Consider the following 14067-nt stretch of genomic DNA (forward strand, 5'->3'; position numbering starts at 1 on the left):
CCTTTTGAACGCAGCAGCACCGGGCGGTTTGAAGCCAGCTCCTGCAAGCAGACTCCGGGAGGCCTACTCCCATCTTTGATACAGCATCGCTGGCTCACGCCTGCGTTCGTGACACACCCCAATACAATATCTTCACTCGATTACGCTGGCGATTCAGGAAAACGAAAAGCACCGGATCGAACACCGCCACCTGGATATCCAGCTCGACCAGGGCCGCGAGACCATCGATGGATTTTCGGAAATCGACCGGCTTGGGGTAGAGGTAGACTCTTTCGACCTTGGCGTCGGGACGCATCATGGCGACTGGCTCCAGAAAATAACGGGAGCAAAGCATCGTCGGGTCTGTACCTCATTTGAAGGTGGGGTTCATGGAGCGCTTTCGCTGGACCTGGGCAACGTGCGCTACCTGGATACCGGCGGCTGCTTCGAGGGCGGACGGCTCACCCTGGTGGAGATCGGCGGATCGGAGGAGATATTTTCTGTCGAGAAAGTCTGCAATAGCGGGAAAGCTCTCGTCGAAGCTCAATAATAACTGTGGGGGCTGAGTAAACAGGAAAGTAGGATTTTTCCTTCAGCCCCTGAAACTAAACTCGCACGGACAGCGAGGGCTTCAAAGTGTCTCACCATATTATTGGTAGTTGCGCCAGCTCGGGTTTCGCCCATCGGCTGAAGGCCTGTCTTTATGGTTCTGGCTACACTCGGCAGGATATTTCGATGGGCACGGGTATTGCCGAGAAAGTGCTCGCCGAGTATGCCAACGGAACAACCCAGCCCATTCTCTCCGATATCGAAAAGATTGCCCGTTTTGTCCAGGTCAATCCGGCCTGGCTCGCCTTCCGTATCGGTGAGAAGAAACTTCCGAGCGAGGCCGAGTTGATTACCCCGTATTTGAACGATGCCGGCCTGAGCGCTGAACAATTGGAAGACAAATATCGCCAGGCTGGAAAAAGCGAGCATCCGCTATTCAACAAGACGACCTGGGCGTTCTCGATCGGCGAGGACGACACGGTTCTCGAGTACTGGGCCTGGGTGGCGTTTCGAATCGGCCGTGCCCTTGGCCAGCGCTCTCCCCACTGAGCGTGGAGGCGGCGGGAGCCCTCTCCGCCTCCTGGCTGGGTGCCTGGCTCGCGCCAGCGGGCCGGCCTCGCTGGGGAAAACTCACCGTGGGGGAAGCTGTGGGACTACCATGCGGTTAGCGAATAAACCTCCCTATTTCTCTGGCTTAAAGGCGATTTGTACGAGGATAATTGATCTGCGTACAGTACGGCTGGATCTGCGCCAGCAGCAAGTAAAATTCCCCCGCTACACCGATGCCATCGCTCACCAACCCGGTTGAAATGCCATGAGCAAACTGACACCGAAGCTCGTCAAGGAGACGAGCGCCCCCGGCACCTACCAGGATGGCCGGGGCCTGTTCCTGAAAATCTCCGCCAGCGGGACGAAGAGCTGGGTGTTCCGCTACAGCTTCCAGAGTGACCGTCGCGACATGGGTCTGGGTTCCTTCCCGGCGGTCTCGCTGCGCGATGCCCGACTGGCCGCGGATAAAGCGCGCCTGGAATTGGCCCAAGGCATCGACCCGCTCGGCAAGCGTCACCAGTTGCAGCACGAGGCGCGGGCGAAGCGGCGCAAGGGCACGACCTTCAAGACCGAGGCCGAGCTGTTCCTGCGCACCCACGCCCCGTCCTGGAGCCCACGCCATGCCGTGCAGTGGCGCAACAGCCTGGGCAGCCACGTCTACCCGCGGATCGGCGAGCTGCCGGTGGAGCAGGTCGACACCGATCAGGTGCTCGATGTGCTGGCGCCGATCTGGTCGACGACGCCGGTCACCGCCACCCGGGTGCGCAACCGCATCGAGCTGATCCTCGATGCCGCCAAGGCCCGCCAGCTCCGCACGGGAGAGAACCCGGCGCGCTGGCGCGGGCACCTCGACAAGCTCCTGCCGCGTCATAAGCGCAGCACCCTGCCCTTCCCCGCCCTGCCGGCCGAGCAGGTGCCCGCGCTCCTGCACCAGCTCGACCGGCTGCCGGGCCCGGCCGCCCGTGCCTGTGAACTGCTGATCCTCACGGCGACCCGCAGCGGCGAGGTGTGCGGTGCCCGCTGGGAGGAGTTCGATCTGGGGGGGCGGATCTGGACCATCCCGGCGCAGCGGATGAAGGCCAAACGTGCTCACCGGGTACCGCTCACCGAGGCCATGCTCGAGGTCCTGGAACAGGTACGGGGCAATCACCGGGAGTTTGTTTTCCTCAATGCGCGGCGCACCGGCCCCCTCCCGGGCAACGCCCTGCGCCGCGTGCTCGATGCCGCCGGGGCCGAGAATTGCGTGCCCCACGGCTTCCGCTCGACCTTCCGGACCTGGGCCGCCGAGCAGACCAACCATCCGCGCGAGGTCTGCGAGATGGCGCTGGCGCACACGCTGGAGAGCAAGGTGGAGGCGGCCTACAACCGCGGCGATCTGCTCGACAAGCGCCGGGCGTTGATGGAGGAGTGGTCCGCCTTCCTGGGCACCTTCGAGCGCGAGGTGGTGTTCAAGGCGCTTTTGGTATCGGAGCCCGCCGGCGGCGAGTGAGGACAATCTTTCCCGCTGGCAGCAGACTCCACTGCTCGAGCGCCAGCAGCACCAGGCCACCGCGCCCGACTTGGGTTCTCCCGTGACCATGGCAGCTTGAAGGCCTGCAGCAGGTAGCTGCCACTCACGAGGAACGAAACCATGTACCTGATCACCGAGTCCGGCCTGAACGATAAAGCTCCCTACGATCCCGCCCTGCTGGCGTTCTTCCACGAAGGCGTCGAAATCCGCAACCCCTACCTCTCCCCCTGCGGCCGCCACGAGGTGGACCCCGTGGTCGCCTACGGCTTCGAGGAGGTTTGGACCGGCGGCGACTGCAGGGCGCTGGACCTGGCCTTGCCGGATGGGTGCGTGCTGCGCCTCACCAACGAGGACGGCCTCTGCATTCCAGATCCGGATGAGTGGGAAAGCGCGATCATCGGCCGCCTGAGCAGCAATCACGACGAAATCGCCTGGTGCGTACTGGGTGAAGTGCCTCCGACGACCGGCCGGTGACAAGCAGCCCGCCGCCCGGCATCCCCTCAGCAGAAGCCCATTCAACTCCGAGGAATCCGTCATGCAGTTCAAGCGCGCCGAGCGCCACGAGGCGATCACCTACACCTCCCGCAAGCAGGCCGCCTTCAATCGCAAGCTGGCCCGCGAGCAGCAGTCCATGCCGCTGTTCGCCGACCAGATCGCCCAGCAGCAGCACTCCTGGGACGAAGAAAAGCGGCTCAGGGACCAGCGAAACCAGCGCAGTGTGCAGAGGATGCGCGATCTCTATGCACGGCAGTGGCGCAAGGTCCGCAAGGATTACCATGCGCTGCCGCCCGCGCTTCAGGCGCAATGCAAGGCCCGATGGCACGCCTTCTGGGGGCCGAAAACCCCCGCCAACCTGGCCTACTTCGTCGACCAACTGAATGGTGCCTTGGCGGCCAGAATCGCCGCCGGCGAGGCTCAAACCCAACGGATACGCCAGAAGATCCTGGCCCAAGCACAAGTTCAAACCTCTTTCGAGTGATCCCTCTTCCGGGCTGGCGCTTGCCGGCCCGATCAACCGAGCAATTTTGGGGTATTCGGGAAATCCTGTTATTGGATTCGTTCCCGAATATCCTTCGCTTCCGCCTCAGCCGTGGTGCTGCAGGTACTCGCTCAGCGCCTGCCGGGTGAGGTCGTTCAGGCTCATGCGATGCCGATTGGCCGCCACGCTCGCTGCCAGATGCAGATCGTGGCCGATCCGCACATTGAATGAGCCCTTGCAGGGAACTTCCGGCTCTTGCCCCTGCTCTTGGCAGGTGGCCAGGTAGTCGTTCACCGCCTCGCGGAAGGCGGCCTGCAACTCGGCCACCGTCTCGCCTTCGTAGTTGACCAGCGCGCGAATGAAGAGCAGCTTGCCGAACAGGCAGTTGTCCTCGGTGCTGGCTTCGATGGAGCCGTAGTAGCCCCGGTGTTGCAGCAAGTTGTTCACGGGATCAGTCTCCCAACCTTGAGATGCTCGATTATCTGGCGTCGGACGTATGTCTTCAGCTCGTTGCCTGGGTGCGGCCTGTGCAGGTTTATCAGCGCCTGCGGGTCGCCGTTGTCGAACTTGACCCGGCTCCCGGTGCCCTCCAGCTGCCGGTAGCCCAGCCAGCTCAGCAGCGTCACCAGCTCCTGCCAGGTAAAGCTGGCTCGCTCGTTGAGCAGCTTGGCCAGCAGTTTCTCGTTCTTGGACATGGCGCCTCCTATTGCAACTAAAAATAGTCGCAACCCCGGTGCCCGTCAACAGCCCGCAGCCGTGCGGGCTGTTTAGGAGGTCTGATCGGGACAGACGCAACCAGCCCTGACCAAGGCACCGCTTCTGCGGTGGCTGGCGGATGCGAATAACAGTTTTCCCCGGATAGCCCAATTTCGTTGCGGGTGCTGGAACGGTACGCCTCCATGGACTCGAGCCCTGGTGAGAGGCAGGCCGGACTGAGCGCAGCCGTCCGTGACGTGCCAGCCAAGCGCCGCCGGCAGATCGAGGTCGAGGGATTTTCGCTGGAGCACGACAGCCAGTACGACCTCGGCGAGCTTCCGGCCGCTGCAGCCTGCTATGCGCTTTTCGCGCAGCGCTAGGTGCTCGGCCTTCGCAAGTGCGAGCCAGACCATGCTTGGCCTTGGGATCTGGGCTGGTGGAAACCTGGCGACGCCCACAGCGCCCTCGTCAAGGCGGGGGCATTGATCCTGGCCGAGATCGAGCGAATGGATCACCAGGAGCAGGAAAGCACTCACGTTTGAAGGCTGGGCGAGCTGGCGCCCATCCGGATCAGTGCAGTGCATGCCGCCGGCAACAGGCCGGTGACCAAGCCGGCGCCGGCCAAGACGAAGGAGAAGGACGGCACTGTCTGTTGAGAGCCCATTTCGCCCGGCTCTAGCCGGGCCTCCACGGGCTAAGGAACGAGGAAATCCGCATGAATCGCCCGCTTTTCATCATCCTGGCCGATGCCTTCGGCCATGCCGCGCAGGCCGTTGCCGAGGCTCCCCAGGCTCACGAGCACTATGGTCTTCCTATTCCAACTGCTTGGGATAACTGGGTGTACTGGTGGCGTGGTTTCGCCGCAGGTCTGGCCGACGACGCCGACTCCATGCCCCTGCTCGCCCGACTGGTGGCCCGGTTGCGCCGAATCGGGGGCTCGAAGCCAGGAACGGCTTCGATCTTGGCGCCCGGGACCGGCTCACGGATAATGGCCCTCCTCAAGGAAGCCGCAACGGATATTCCCGCTTGGATACACAGCAGCGTCTCGAAGCCGAAATGCGCGAAGCTCTGGGGCTTGCACCCGCCAAACCCGTGCCCGCCAAACCCAAACAGCGCCCCTCCTACATCCAGGTAGAACTGAGCGTTCGCAAGCCCAGCGGCGGCCCCACCTTTCGCTTCGAACACAAATCACGCTCGCTCAGCACGCTGGAGGCCCAGCTCGAAGCCGAAAAGATCGTGCGCAAGAAGGGCTGGGAAGTCTGGGCCGTGCTGGATGTGCGCCAGGTTTCCGAATAACCCCCACCGAATCACCCCGTGCCCCGCTCTTTGGGGCTTCACATCCCTGCCATGGACCATGCCATGAACAAAGCCGAACTCATCGACGCCATCTCGACCGCTACCGACCTGCCCAAAGCCACTGCTGCCCGCGCTCTGGATGCTTTCACTGCCAGCATTACCACAGCCCTACAACAGGGCAATGAGGTCTCCCTGGTGGGGTTCGGCACCTTTACTGTGAAGGCGCGTGCCGCTCGCGAAGGTCGCAATCCGCAGACCGGGGCCGCGATCCAGATTGCTGCCGCCAAACTGCCGGGCTTCAAACCGGGCAAGGGCCTGAAAGACGCCCTCAAGTGATCGAAACAACGTGGCCGGCAAGGCGGCACGCCGATAGTGCGGTGGTGCTCGCGCCCTATCGAGTCGAGACAGGCAATATCTGCTGGATTTGCTCTGACACATAAATGCTTCAATACGCACGCGCTTCACTGCGTAAGTGCTTCATTGCTTGGACGCATAAGTGCTTCGTAATCACCACGGCCAGACCGGTACCGACCGTTCATGTTCGCCTGGCCCTTCTGTTCAAGCCAGCCCTTCCCATCCAGGGCTGGCTCCCCTCCCGAATGGCGCCAGCGATCAATACCGAGTCATGGCACCGACCTCATCAGGCTCACGGCACGGTGCCAGTGCTGGGTCGCGTCGGCGAGCCGCTGCTCCCGTGCTCTCCTGGTGAACCCGACCAGATCGAGTGGAGCAGTGCCTTTGTGCCCAAGGAAATCCAGGGCGAAATCGATTGCTCCATATTGGCTCTGGCGGGGGACCTGGCCGAAGACCACAGCACGATCGCACAACTCGAAGCTCCCCCACTGCTGTTGGGCATCCCGATAAATCCAGCAGATATTTTCCGCCTCGACTCGGTAGGGAGCGAGCAGCTATGCAGACATAGCCCGCGAACGACAACGCACCATCGGCGACGGTGATCTCGGTGCCGAGGTCGACCAGCATGGCCACTGCTTTGCGCTGGCGCTTCCAGATGAAGGCATCGGCCGTTGGGTCCTTGAGCGACTCCAGCACCGGGCCGGCTATCGAGTGGAGTTTCAGATGGGTGTGGAGTTGATCGGGGTTCATGGATTGGACCTCACTGACAATGATGCGCCAAGGATGCCAGCGGCCCGGAGAGTCCCAAGCCCACGCACAAATCAAGACATCCAGTGTCTGGGCCGGCACCGGGCTGACCCACGCTTCGCCGGACAAGGTATACCGGGTCACAAGCTCGGCGGCGCGCTCCAAGGCTTCGACGGACGCCAAGGCCTCGGTGGTCATCGTCAGCAGGGCCGCTTTGTCGAGATGACCGTTGCGGTAGTCGTCGGGCTGTGTTTCGAGCCAGCGTAGGTGCTCGCGTAGGACTTGCAGATGGTTGCTCATAGGGCCTCGATCAGAGGAGACGGGAATCGAAGGGAAATTTCTCTGCTTGGATGCTCGCCCCACTGGCCTCGGGATGCACCGGGTTGAACAGGTAGTTGGTCGTGCAGGGGATGATGGCGCTCGGCACCGGAAGCAGCAGTGCGCTTCTCCCATCCAGAAAGTGATCTCCCATGGCGCGCGTGACTTCTGGGGCGGACTTCCAGTGCTCCGGAAGCGGCGGAAGCTCGGCCCACGAAACCGGGTCCGGAAGCTCGATGCGGATCAACTGCAGCGTTGTGGGGAAGTCCTCCGGGTCGATTTCCAGGTGAACCAGCATCTCCAGCATCGCCCCGGCCGGGCTGTCCGCCGCGTAAACGACCGGCCTGCCAAGGTGGTGCCAGCGGCCACTGGCGCGCAGGCCGCCGATTCCACTGAGGTCCGCGTAGGCGCTGATCCGCCACAGAATCACAGGGCTAGGCCTTCGACGATCTGCAGCAGCATTTCCTCCACCTGGCTGGTGCCCTGCTGGGTGGTGAGCATCTGCATGGGCGTCAGGCCGGAAAACCGCTCCTTGGGCTTGGAGAGCCAGCGCCTGGCCTTCTCGCGGTCGCCGAAGACAGCCTCGGCCATTGCCGTGATGTGGGCAGCGCGAAAGAATCTGTCGCTTTCCTCCACGGTCAGCGGCTGGTCTCGCTCGATGCGGCTCTTGAGGGTGCGCAGGGGGATGATCTGGTCGCGCTCCAGCGGCGTGACCACCCCGGCCTCGGTCAGCTGCACCAGGCGGGTCGCAGGAAAGCCCTTGGTGATCCGGGTGTGGATCTCGAAGTCGGTTGCCGACTCCGGGATGTCCAGCAGGCTTTGAAGGCGCGCCCGGTAGGCGGTGTAGCCATGGTCACGCAGGACTTCAGCAAGCATGGTGGAGGGCCTCTTATTCGGTGTTTACCGGATTGTATCCGGCATTTACCGATAGAGACAACAGCCCCATCTGCCATACCATCCCGAGGCGATTTTGCCTGCTGGGAATGAGCGCCAGCAGAACTCTTGCCGACGGCACAACCGACATGCTCTCGAGCACTGAGCGGCTTGGGTTGCTGCGCCTGGGGCGTAGTCTGGGCACAAACACGGAGGCCCTATGCCCATTACCCTCGACCGGCTCGCCCAGGCCATCGACAGCGCAAGCCTTGAGGCTGCCTGCTGGCGCCAGCCGCATTTTACCGCCCATGTCCTGCGCTCTCGCGCCGAGGGCCATCCCCTCTGCGACTTCGCCTACGGCACGCTCGATGCCGTGCTCGAACTTTCCGAGGGAAAATTCTCGCTGCGAATTCGCTGGGAGGCCGAAGGGCAAGCGCTGGTCGAGCACGGCTGGATATGCCGCGAAGCTCCGCACCTGAACGGTGGCGGCATCTTCTCCGGCGTGGCCATTCACGACGAGAACGGAGCCCCGCTGGCCGCCGATGCGGACGAACTGGTGGGCCTCGCCTACGAGTTCTTCTCCTACCAGGACATCGAGTCAGCCATTACGCCGGTACTGCCGGTGCGCCCGGACCCGGAGTTTGCACCAGGCCCAGATGCCGATCTATTCAGGCCTTGGCATGGCCGGCGCAAAAGGCACGGGCGATGAGCAAACCACCCGCGCCCTACCTGCTGCGACGGCACAGGCTGCCTGTCCTGCCAGGAAGACCTCTCCCCCAACGAGAGGGCCGAATTTCCGCAGAAATATCCGTAATAATTTCCGCATGCAGTAGTAATTTTACGACCCATTTTTTGTAGATAAATGCTTAAATTATAAGACTTTTATAGCTTTTTAATTTCTACAAAAATATCCGCAAAAAGAGGTGCCATATCATGCAACTGGTGACCGGGACGCATTGGCTTGAGCCGCTGCTGCCGTCCGATTTTCCATCCGAGATCCTGAGCATGGCTGAGCAGCTTCCCTACCAAGCGGGCAAGCTGGCAGGGATGCTTCCTCCCGAAACCACGGCCTGCGTGGGTGGCCTGCTACGGGTGACCAGCAGCTTCTACAGCAACCTGATCGAGGGCCAATTCACCGAGCCGGTCAGCCTGGCGCCTCGCGCGCCGAAGCGCAGCCGCAAAGAACTGACGGAGCTGGCAGTGACGCACATCGGCGCGCAGGAGGCATTCGAACGTGCCATCTCACTGCACAGCGCAGTACCGTGGAGGGAGTTTTTCTCCCCCAGTTTCGTGGCTCGAATACATCGCCGGCTGTTCGAGTCGGCCACCGAGGAGCAGCTACGCCTTACCGATGGTGGTCACCTCGTCCCCGGCCAACTGCGCGATGCAGCCGAGCGGGACGTGATGGTCGGCCAGCATGCGGCTCCTGCCTGGGCAGCGGTTACGCCGATGCTTAACCGGATGCAGCAGGTCTATGGCAGCCCGCCGGATGCTCGTACACGCCTCCTGGCGGCCATCGCGTACCATCACCGGCTGGCATGGGTTCACCCCTTCGCCGACGGCAACGGTCGCGTGGTGCGCCTCCTGACGCATCTCCAGTTGCACAAGCTAAATCTCTCCTCGCCGCTATGGTCGCTCTCCCGCGGCTTGGCCCGCCGGCAGGAGCAGTATTACGCCCGACTCGCCAATGCCGATCAGCCGCGTCGGGGCGATCTGGATGGGCGAGGCCAGCTCACCCAGGCTGGCCTGTTCGAGTTCGTGGGTTTCATGTTGGACACTTGCCTCGACCAGATGCGCTACATTGAGGCCGCGATGCGGGTAGGCCAGATGCGCGAACGCCTGGAGAAGATTTTCGTCTGGGAACCCCGGATCAGCTCGGCGGGAGTCAAGCCGGAGGTCGCCCGTGCGCTGCATGTCCTGCTCACACAAGGCAAGGTCGGCCGAGCCGACTTCAAGGTTTTCACCGGCCTTGGCGAGCGGACGGCGACCGATCAGCTCAGAAAGCTCGTCGAGCTGGGGCTGGTTGACAGCCCTACGCCCAAAGCGAGGGAGATTTTTCCTGCTCTGCCGATATGGTTCGCACAGCAGCTTTTCCCTGACTTGCACCAGAGGCTTGGGCCGGCATTGTAGATGCCCTCAATCAGCGATCGGTTTGACATCAAACTGGTTCGCAGCATAGAGCATGTTGCACGACCAAACCCGCTCTCCGTCGCGATAGAAAACGGCCTCATCGCCGGTCACGATCATCCGTGCTTCAGGCCATACGTGTCCGTGTCCATTCATTACGGCGCTGAGGGCATTGGGCTGGTGTCACTTGGCGAGGTACTGACCGTCAGCCAAGGTTACGAGTGTCCTTTTTCGTGCCATCAACTTTTCCTCGCGATTGGGCGTCGAGCCTGGCTACCAAACGCTTGCTGAAAGCCAAGGCTGCGAAGGTACTCTCGGGGTGGGCCGGGTTGAGCAGGAGATGGGGGCGGGGAGCATCACCTCAAATCCAGGGGTTAAGCATTGTAACGCCTGTCTGCTCGAAATCCGCCACGTTCCGGGTCACGACCGTCATGCCGTGAACGAGTGCCGTCGCTGCAATGAGCGCATCGCGTTCGCTCTTGTGATCCGGCACATGCAGCCTCGCGCACCGGAGAGCCACGGCGGTATCCACTGCCAAGATGCGTCCGGCAAAGCCAGGAAGAACGTGCTGATCGAGCCACGCTCGCAGAAGCGCCCCTTGAGTCGGATCCTTTCGTTCACGCAGCAATACTCCGGTTTCCAGCTCCATCACGGAGATGGTCGACAGGTACAACTCCCCGACCTGAACGCTTTGCGCCCAAGCGACAACACCGGCATCGGCCTTGCCCTGCTTGGCCTTGCGAAGCTCGGAGACAACATTGGTATCGAGCAAGAACATCAAGAAAAATCCATCGGCTTCATCTTGATCGTGGCGCGAGGGGCTTCAAACTCCACATCCTCTTCCCCAGGCATCGCCAGGATGTCGATGATGCTGGGTTGGCTACCGGTCAGTCGCTGATATTCTTCGATGCACAGCAGAACGTGAGCCGGTTTCCCGCGATCTGTGATGAACACAGGCCCGGTCAGTGCGGCCTTCTTTGCCCGGCTGGTGTCGTGATTGAACTCCCGGCTAGAAAGGGTCGTCGGCATAGTCTGCTCCTCCAATGTCAATGTAGTCATGTTTCTACATCATAGCAGCAGACCCGCATCTATAGCAGCGCTACCTTGAAGGCAAGGCAGATTTTCTCGCAACCGTTTTTCCTGCTGGGGATAGGCGCCAGCAGGCTTGCCAACGGCAGTAAGGAGAAATTTCCTCCTGCGTTTCTCAGGGCCGATCCGGCCGGAAATCTTCCATCGGTACGACCTGTCCCCGGGCCGATACCACCTGCCAGCCACAGTCCTCCTCGTCCCAATCCTGGCCATCGCCGATCATGGCGAACGAGCTGATCGCCGTGCGCCATTCGTGCGGTATATTCCGAATGCGCTTTCCTCTGGGGCTGTAACCAGAACAGCGGCCAGCAGCGATTTTTCATTTTTCTTTCCTTCACACTTCATTGAGCAGAAGGTGGGGAGCCGAGAGCATTTCAGGCGCCTGGTCGGCCGGGGACGGGCTTGACGATAGTGGCACGAATGGCGCGCATCACGGTCTTGAACTTTTCGGTCGGAGCGATCTCGACAGCCTTGTTCATCAGGTTCCCGCCGTATGCCTTGTCACCCTTGCGGTAATGGGCTTGCCCCAGACTGATCGTGAACTGGGCTTCCATAACCTTGCGTATTTCGGCAGACGGCCAGCCGGGATCAGAGGCGCTCTTCAATAGGGCGTCATCGAACAGGCGGATCGCCTCGTCGTAGTCCTGCTGCAGCAGCTTCACATGGCCCCACTGAGCCAGAGCCATCGGATCAGCACCGGCCTCACCGGTCGGCTCGCTCTCCACCGCCAGCCTGGCGTACTTCTCGGCCTTGACCAGCACAGCCTGGTCGGGCACCTTGCCGCCGGCAGAAGCCTGCTTCACGTAGGCGATGGCCAGTTTGCCGTAGACGTTCTTCTTGGCCTTGTCAGGCAGCCCCCCCTTGAGCGCCTCCTCGAAGGTAGCGGCAGCCTCGACACTCTTGCCGAGACGAAGCTGGCTGGTTCCCAGGAAGTCCAGCAGCTCCGGGTCACGGTGACCGTCGACCAGCCTGGCCTTCAGGAAAGCGACGACCTCGGCATCACGATACACCTCCGATAGACAGCCGGCCTTGAGCGTCACATAGTCACGCCATTCTTCGCTGGCCTGATCGCCGGGCTCCTTCAGTTCGCGGATGTCAGCCATAATCTGCGGGCAGGCCTTGGACCAGCCTTGATCCTTGGAGGCCTCCATCAGTTCCGTCAGTAGTGTGGGAGCGCGAGCGGCAAGAGCGACGTTGCCGACCAGAATGCCAGCGGCAAGCACACCAAGTACGCGTTTAAAGATCACGCACGATCTCCTTTCGTGGTTCGGGAATCCGATAAAGACGGACAACAAGGGGGGAATTTCTTCTCCTACGTTTCTCGGGGCTGAGCAGGCCGTCACTCACCTATCAGTACGACCCGACCCGCCCCGTTCCGATACCACCTGCCAGCCACAATCCTCCTCGTCCCCATCCGCGCCATCGCTGATCATGGCGAACGAGCTGATCGCCGTGTGTCGTTCGTGCGGGCTGCCCCGATAGCACTGGCCGTCCCGGTCCCACCGGGCATAGACGTAGATCCCGTCGCTCGGGAAGCCCTCCAGGATGTGCGTGGCCCACTCCGGTGCATCCTCGTAGTCGTGGGCATGGCACGGCGACTTTTCGGCCGGCGGCTTGGGCAGCGAGGCCTCGACCAGCGCACGGAACGCAAGGCGCGCGCTCTCCAGCTCCTCCAGCGCAGCGGTGAGCTGGCTGGCCGACGTGCGTTGCAGGCGCGCAGCGGCAGCGTTCAGGGTGTACCAGGCGGCGAGCATTTCCTCGGTCATCGGTCGGACTCTATGGCATAGCGATCCCCTCACCCTACTACGGGCCAGCGAAATCCCTATCGTGCGCCCCGCAGTGGCCCGCTTGGGTTGCTGCGCCCCGGGCGTAGTCTGGGCGCAAACACGAAGGCGGAGGTGCCCATGACCATCACCCTCGACCAACTCACCCAAGCCATAGCCAGCGAAAGACTTGAAGCTGCCTGCCTGCGCCAGCCGCACTTCACCGCCCATGTCCTGCGCTCTTGCGCCGAGGGCCATCCTTTCCGCGACTTCGCCCACGGCACGCTCGATGCCGTGCTCGAACTTCCCGAGGGAAAATTCTCGCTGCGGATTCGCTGGGAGGCCGAAGGACAATCGCAGGCCGAGCACGGCTGGATATGCCGCGAGGCCCTGCACATGAACGGCGACGGCATCTTCTCCGACGTACCCATTCTCGACGAGGACGGAGCCCCGTTGGCCGCCGACGCGGACGAGCTGGTGGGCCTCGCCTACGAGTTCTTCTCCTACCAGGACATCGAGCCAGCCATTACGCCGGTACTGCCGATGCGCCCGGAGCCAGAGTTTGCATCAGGCCCGGATGCCGATCTATTCAGGCCTTGGCATGGCCGGCGCAAAAGGCACGGGCGATGAGCAGACCACCCGCGCCCTACCTGCTGCGACGGCACAGGGCCGTCTGAACCCAGCCAGGGTGGCAAGGGTCTTTACTGCTCGGGTGGGTGGGGCAAGGAAGGGAGGTCCGGAAGCATGCCGTCCAGCAACTCTTGGGCCGGGGGCTTGCCGCCTTCGCCTGCAGGCAGTTGCAGGTCGCCAGGGGCCAGGGCCGGCACTTGCTGCAGGGGTTCTCCTCCGAGGTCGGCCTGATCCTCTGAGGAAATCAGAACCCGTGCGGAGAACCGAGCCAGCTTGAGATTTTCGCGACTGTCGGCCCAAGCAATACGGCTGTTGACGACATAGGCCAGGGTGCCCCCGCGCTCGCCACCAATCCGAATCGTCTGAATCCACTGGCCTTTGATGAGTTCGGCCAGCGCCCTCTTGGTAGTGGCCACCGAAACCCCTGTCAACTTGGAAAGAGTGGCTTGGCTGGCTACCAGTGCCCCGCGCTCGTCCATGTTGGCAACCAGTACATGCAGCAGCTGCGCCGCCCGTGGGGCATGGTGGATCAGCTGCGCCCAAGCCTCATGCCCAGCCCGCTCGGTCTGCACCCAAGTTCCACGCGTACCCGATTGATGGTATTTCCG

Annotated in this window: 22 protein-coding genes; 11 read left to right on the forward strand and 11 right to left on the reverse strand. The window is 62.3% G+C overall.

Features of this window, described 5'->3' with window-relative positions:
• Window positions 1-94: 94 nt before the first annotated feature.
• Window positions 95-298: an IS66 family insertion sequence element accessory protein TnpB gene (tnpB, locus tag BMY22_RS20700; protein ID WP_244158943.1), complete on the reverse strand. Its 204-nt coding sequence runs from the start codon at window positions 296-298 to the stop codon at window positions 95-97.
• Between the two features lie 99 nt (window positions 299-397).
• Between tnpB and BMY22_RS25255 the strand changes: the two genes are divergently transcribed.
• The 5 genes from BMY22_RS25255 to BMY22_RS20720 all read left to right on the forward strand — a co-directional run bounded on the left by BMY22_RS25255 (window position 398) and on the right by BMY22_RS20720 (window position 3566).
• Window positions 398-529: a hypothetical protein gene (locus tag BMY22_RS25255; protein ID WP_279626386.1), complete on the forward strand. Its 132-nt coding sequence runs from the start codon at window positions 398-400 to the stop codon at window positions 527-529.
• A 185-nt stretch (window positions 530-714) separates the two neighbouring features.
• Window positions 715-1077, forward strand: coding sequence for a helix-turn-helix transcriptional regulator (locus tag BMY22_RS20705; protein WP_090625115.1), 363 nt, complete (start codon window positions 715-717; stop codon window positions 1075-1077).
• Between the two features lie 265 nt (window positions 1078-1342).
• Window positions 1343-2566, forward strand: a complete 1224-nt coding sequence (locus BMY22_RS20710; protein ID WP_090625117.1) for a tyrosine-type recombinase/integrase — start codon at window positions 1343-1345, stop codon at window positions 2564-2566.
• Window positions 2567-2707: 141 nt separating this feature from the next.
• Window positions 2708-3061 carry a hypothetical protein gene (locus tag BMY22_RS20715; protein WP_090625119.1) on the forward strand — a complete coding sequence of 118 codons (354 nt, stop codon included), beginning with the start codon at window positions 2708-2710 and terminating at the stop codon, window positions 3059-3061.
• Between the two features lie 61 nt (window positions 3062-3122).
• Window positions 3123-3566, forward strand: coding sequence for a hypothetical protein (locus BMY22_RS20720; RefSeq protein ID WP_090625121.1), 444 nt, complete (start codon window positions 3123-3125; stop codon window positions 3564-3566).
• Between the two features lie 105 nt (window positions 3567-3671).
• Here the strand turns inward: BMY22_RS20720 and BMY22_RS20725 are convergent, their stop codons facing one another.
• Both BMY22_RS20725 and BMY22_RS20730 read right to left on the reverse strand, forming a co-directional pair.
• Window positions 3672-4013 carry a type II toxin-antitoxin system HicB family antitoxin gene (locus BMY22_RS20725; RefSeq protein ID WP_090625122.1) on the reverse strand — a complete coding sequence of 114 codons (342 nt, stop codon included), beginning with the start codon at window positions 4011-4013 and terminating at the stop codon, window positions 3672-3674.
• Window positions 4010-4261, reverse strand: coding sequence for a type II toxin-antitoxin system HicA family toxin (locus BMY22_RS20730; RefSeq protein WP_090625124.1), 252 nt, complete (start codon window positions 4259-4261; stop codon window positions 4010-4012). Before BMY22_RS20730 ends, BMY22_RS20725 begins: the two co-directional genes overlap by 4 nt.
• Window positions 4262-4465: 204 nt before the next feature.
• Here BMY22_RS20730 and BMY22_RS25045 point away from each other — a divergent pair, with 204 nt between their 5' ends.
• The 3 genes from BMY22_RS25045 (at window position 4466) to BMY22_RS20745 (ending at window position 5894) form a co-directional block, all read left to right on the forward strand.
• Window positions 4466-4642, forward strand: coding sequence for a hypothetical protein (locus BMY22_RS25045; RefSeq protein ID WP_244158944.1), 177 nt, complete (start codon window positions 4466-4468; stop codon window positions 4640-4642).
• Between the two features lie 676 nt (window positions 4643-5318).
• On the forward strand, window positions 5319-5558 hold the full coding sequence (locus tag BMY22_RS20740) for a hypothetical protein (RefSeq protein ID WP_090625142.1): 240 nt from the start codon (window positions 5319-5321) through the stop codon (window positions 5556-5558).
• A gap of 63 nt (window positions 5559-5621) precedes the next feature.
• Window positions 5622-5894 carry an HU family DNA-binding protein gene (locus BMY22_RS20745; protein ID WP_090625126.1) on the forward strand — a complete coding sequence of 91 codons (273 nt, stop codon included), beginning with the start codon at window positions 5622-5624 and terminating at the stop codon, window positions 5892-5894.
• A 276-nt stretch (window positions 5895-6170) separates the two neighbouring features.
• Here BMY22_RS20745 and BMY22_RS24015 read toward each other — a convergent pair whose 3' ends face one another.
• From BMY22_RS24015 to BMY22_RS20760, 3 genes are read right to left on the reverse strand one after another with little or no spacing between them, the layout of a single operon-like run.
• A complete protein-coding gene (locus tag BMY22_RS24015; protein ID WP_143068575.1) occupies window positions 6171-6959 on the reverse strand; it encodes a hypothetical protein in 789 nt (262 codons plus the stop codon).
• Between the two features lie 10 nt (window positions 6960-6969).
• Window positions 6970-7407 (reverse strand): RES family NAD+ phosphorylase, encoded by a 438-nt coding sequence (locus BMY22_RS20755; RefSeq protein ID WP_090625129.1) that lies wholly within the window; start codon window positions 7405-7407, stop codon window positions 6970-6972.
• A complete protein-coding gene (locus tag BMY22_RS20760) occupies window positions 7404-7853 on the reverse strand; it encodes an antitoxin Xre/MbcA/ParS toxin-binding domain-containing protein (protein WP_090625130.1) in 450 nt (149 codons plus the stop codon). The genes BMY22_RS20755 and BMY22_RS20760 overlap by 4 nt, the downstream gene beginning before the upstream one ends.
• 217 nt (window positions 7854-8070) lie before the next feature.
• Between BMY22_RS20760 and BMY22_RS20765 the strand changes: the two genes are divergently transcribed.
• Window positions 8071-8559 carry a hypothetical protein gene (locus tag BMY22_RS20765; protein ID WP_090625132.1) on the forward strand — a complete coding sequence of 163 codons (489 nt, stop codon included), beginning with the start codon at window positions 8071-8073 and terminating at the stop codon, window positions 8557-8559.
• A gap of 224 nt (window positions 8560-8783) precedes the next feature.
• On the forward strand, window positions 8784-9980 hold the full coding sequence (locus BMY22_RS20770) for a Fic family protein (protein WP_244158946.1): 1197 nt from the start codon (window positions 8784-8786) through the stop codon (window positions 9978-9980).
• A 358-nt stretch (window positions 9981-10338) separates the two neighbouring features.
• Here BMY22_RS20770 and BMY22_RS20780 read toward each other — a convergent pair whose 3' ends face one another.
• The 4 genes from BMY22_RS20780 to BMY22_RS20795 form a co-directional block, all read right to left on the reverse strand.
• Window positions 10339-10755 (reverse strand): type II toxin-antitoxin system VapC family toxin, encoded by a 417-nt coding sequence (locus BMY22_RS20780; protein ID WP_090625133.1) that lies wholly within the window; start codon window positions 10753-10755, stop codon window positions 10339-10341.
• Complete coding sequence (locus BMY22_RS20785; RefSeq protein ID WP_090625135.1) at window positions 10755-11006, reverse strand: type II toxin-antitoxin system Phd/YefM family antitoxin; 252 nt, start codon at window positions 11004-11006, stop codon at window positions 10755-10757. The genes BMY22_RS20780 and BMY22_RS20785 overlap by 1 nt, the downstream gene beginning before the upstream one ends.
• A 434-nt stretch (window positions 11007-11440) precedes the next feature.
• Window positions 11441-12313, reverse strand: coding sequence for a tetratricopeptide repeat protein (locus BMY22_RS20790; RefSeq protein ID WP_143068576.1), 873 nt, complete (start codon window positions 12311-12313; stop codon window positions 11441-11443).
• 96 nt (window positions 12314-12409) lie between these two features.
• Window positions 12410-12832: a hypothetical protein gene (locus BMY22_RS20795; RefSeq protein WP_090625138.1), complete on the reverse strand. Its 423-nt coding sequence runs from the start codon at window positions 12830-12832 to the stop codon at window positions 12410-12412.
• Window positions 12833-12970: 138 nt separating this feature from the next.
• Here BMY22_RS20795 and BMY22_RS20800 point away from each other — a divergent pair, with 138 nt between their 5' ends.
• Window positions 12971-13459, forward strand: a complete 489-nt coding sequence (locus tag BMY22_RS20800; protein WP_244158947.1) for a hypothetical protein — start codon at window positions 12971-12973, stop codon at window positions 13457-13459.
• 71 nt (window positions 13460-13530) lie between these two features.
• On the opposite strand, the gene BMY22_RS20805 is transcribed toward BMY22_RS20800, so the two are convergent.
• On the reverse strand, window positions 13531-14067 hold a 537-nt coding region (locus BMY22_RS20805), incomplete at its 5' end, for a helix-turn-helix domain-containing protein (RefSeq protein ID WP_208599357.1).

This window comes from Azotobacter beijerinckii (genome assembly GCF_900110885.1).
In the GTDB taxonomy this organism is placed as follows: Bacteria; Pseudomonadota; Gammaproteobacteria; order Pseudomonadales; family Pseudomonadaceae; genus Azotobacter; species Azotobacter beijerinckii.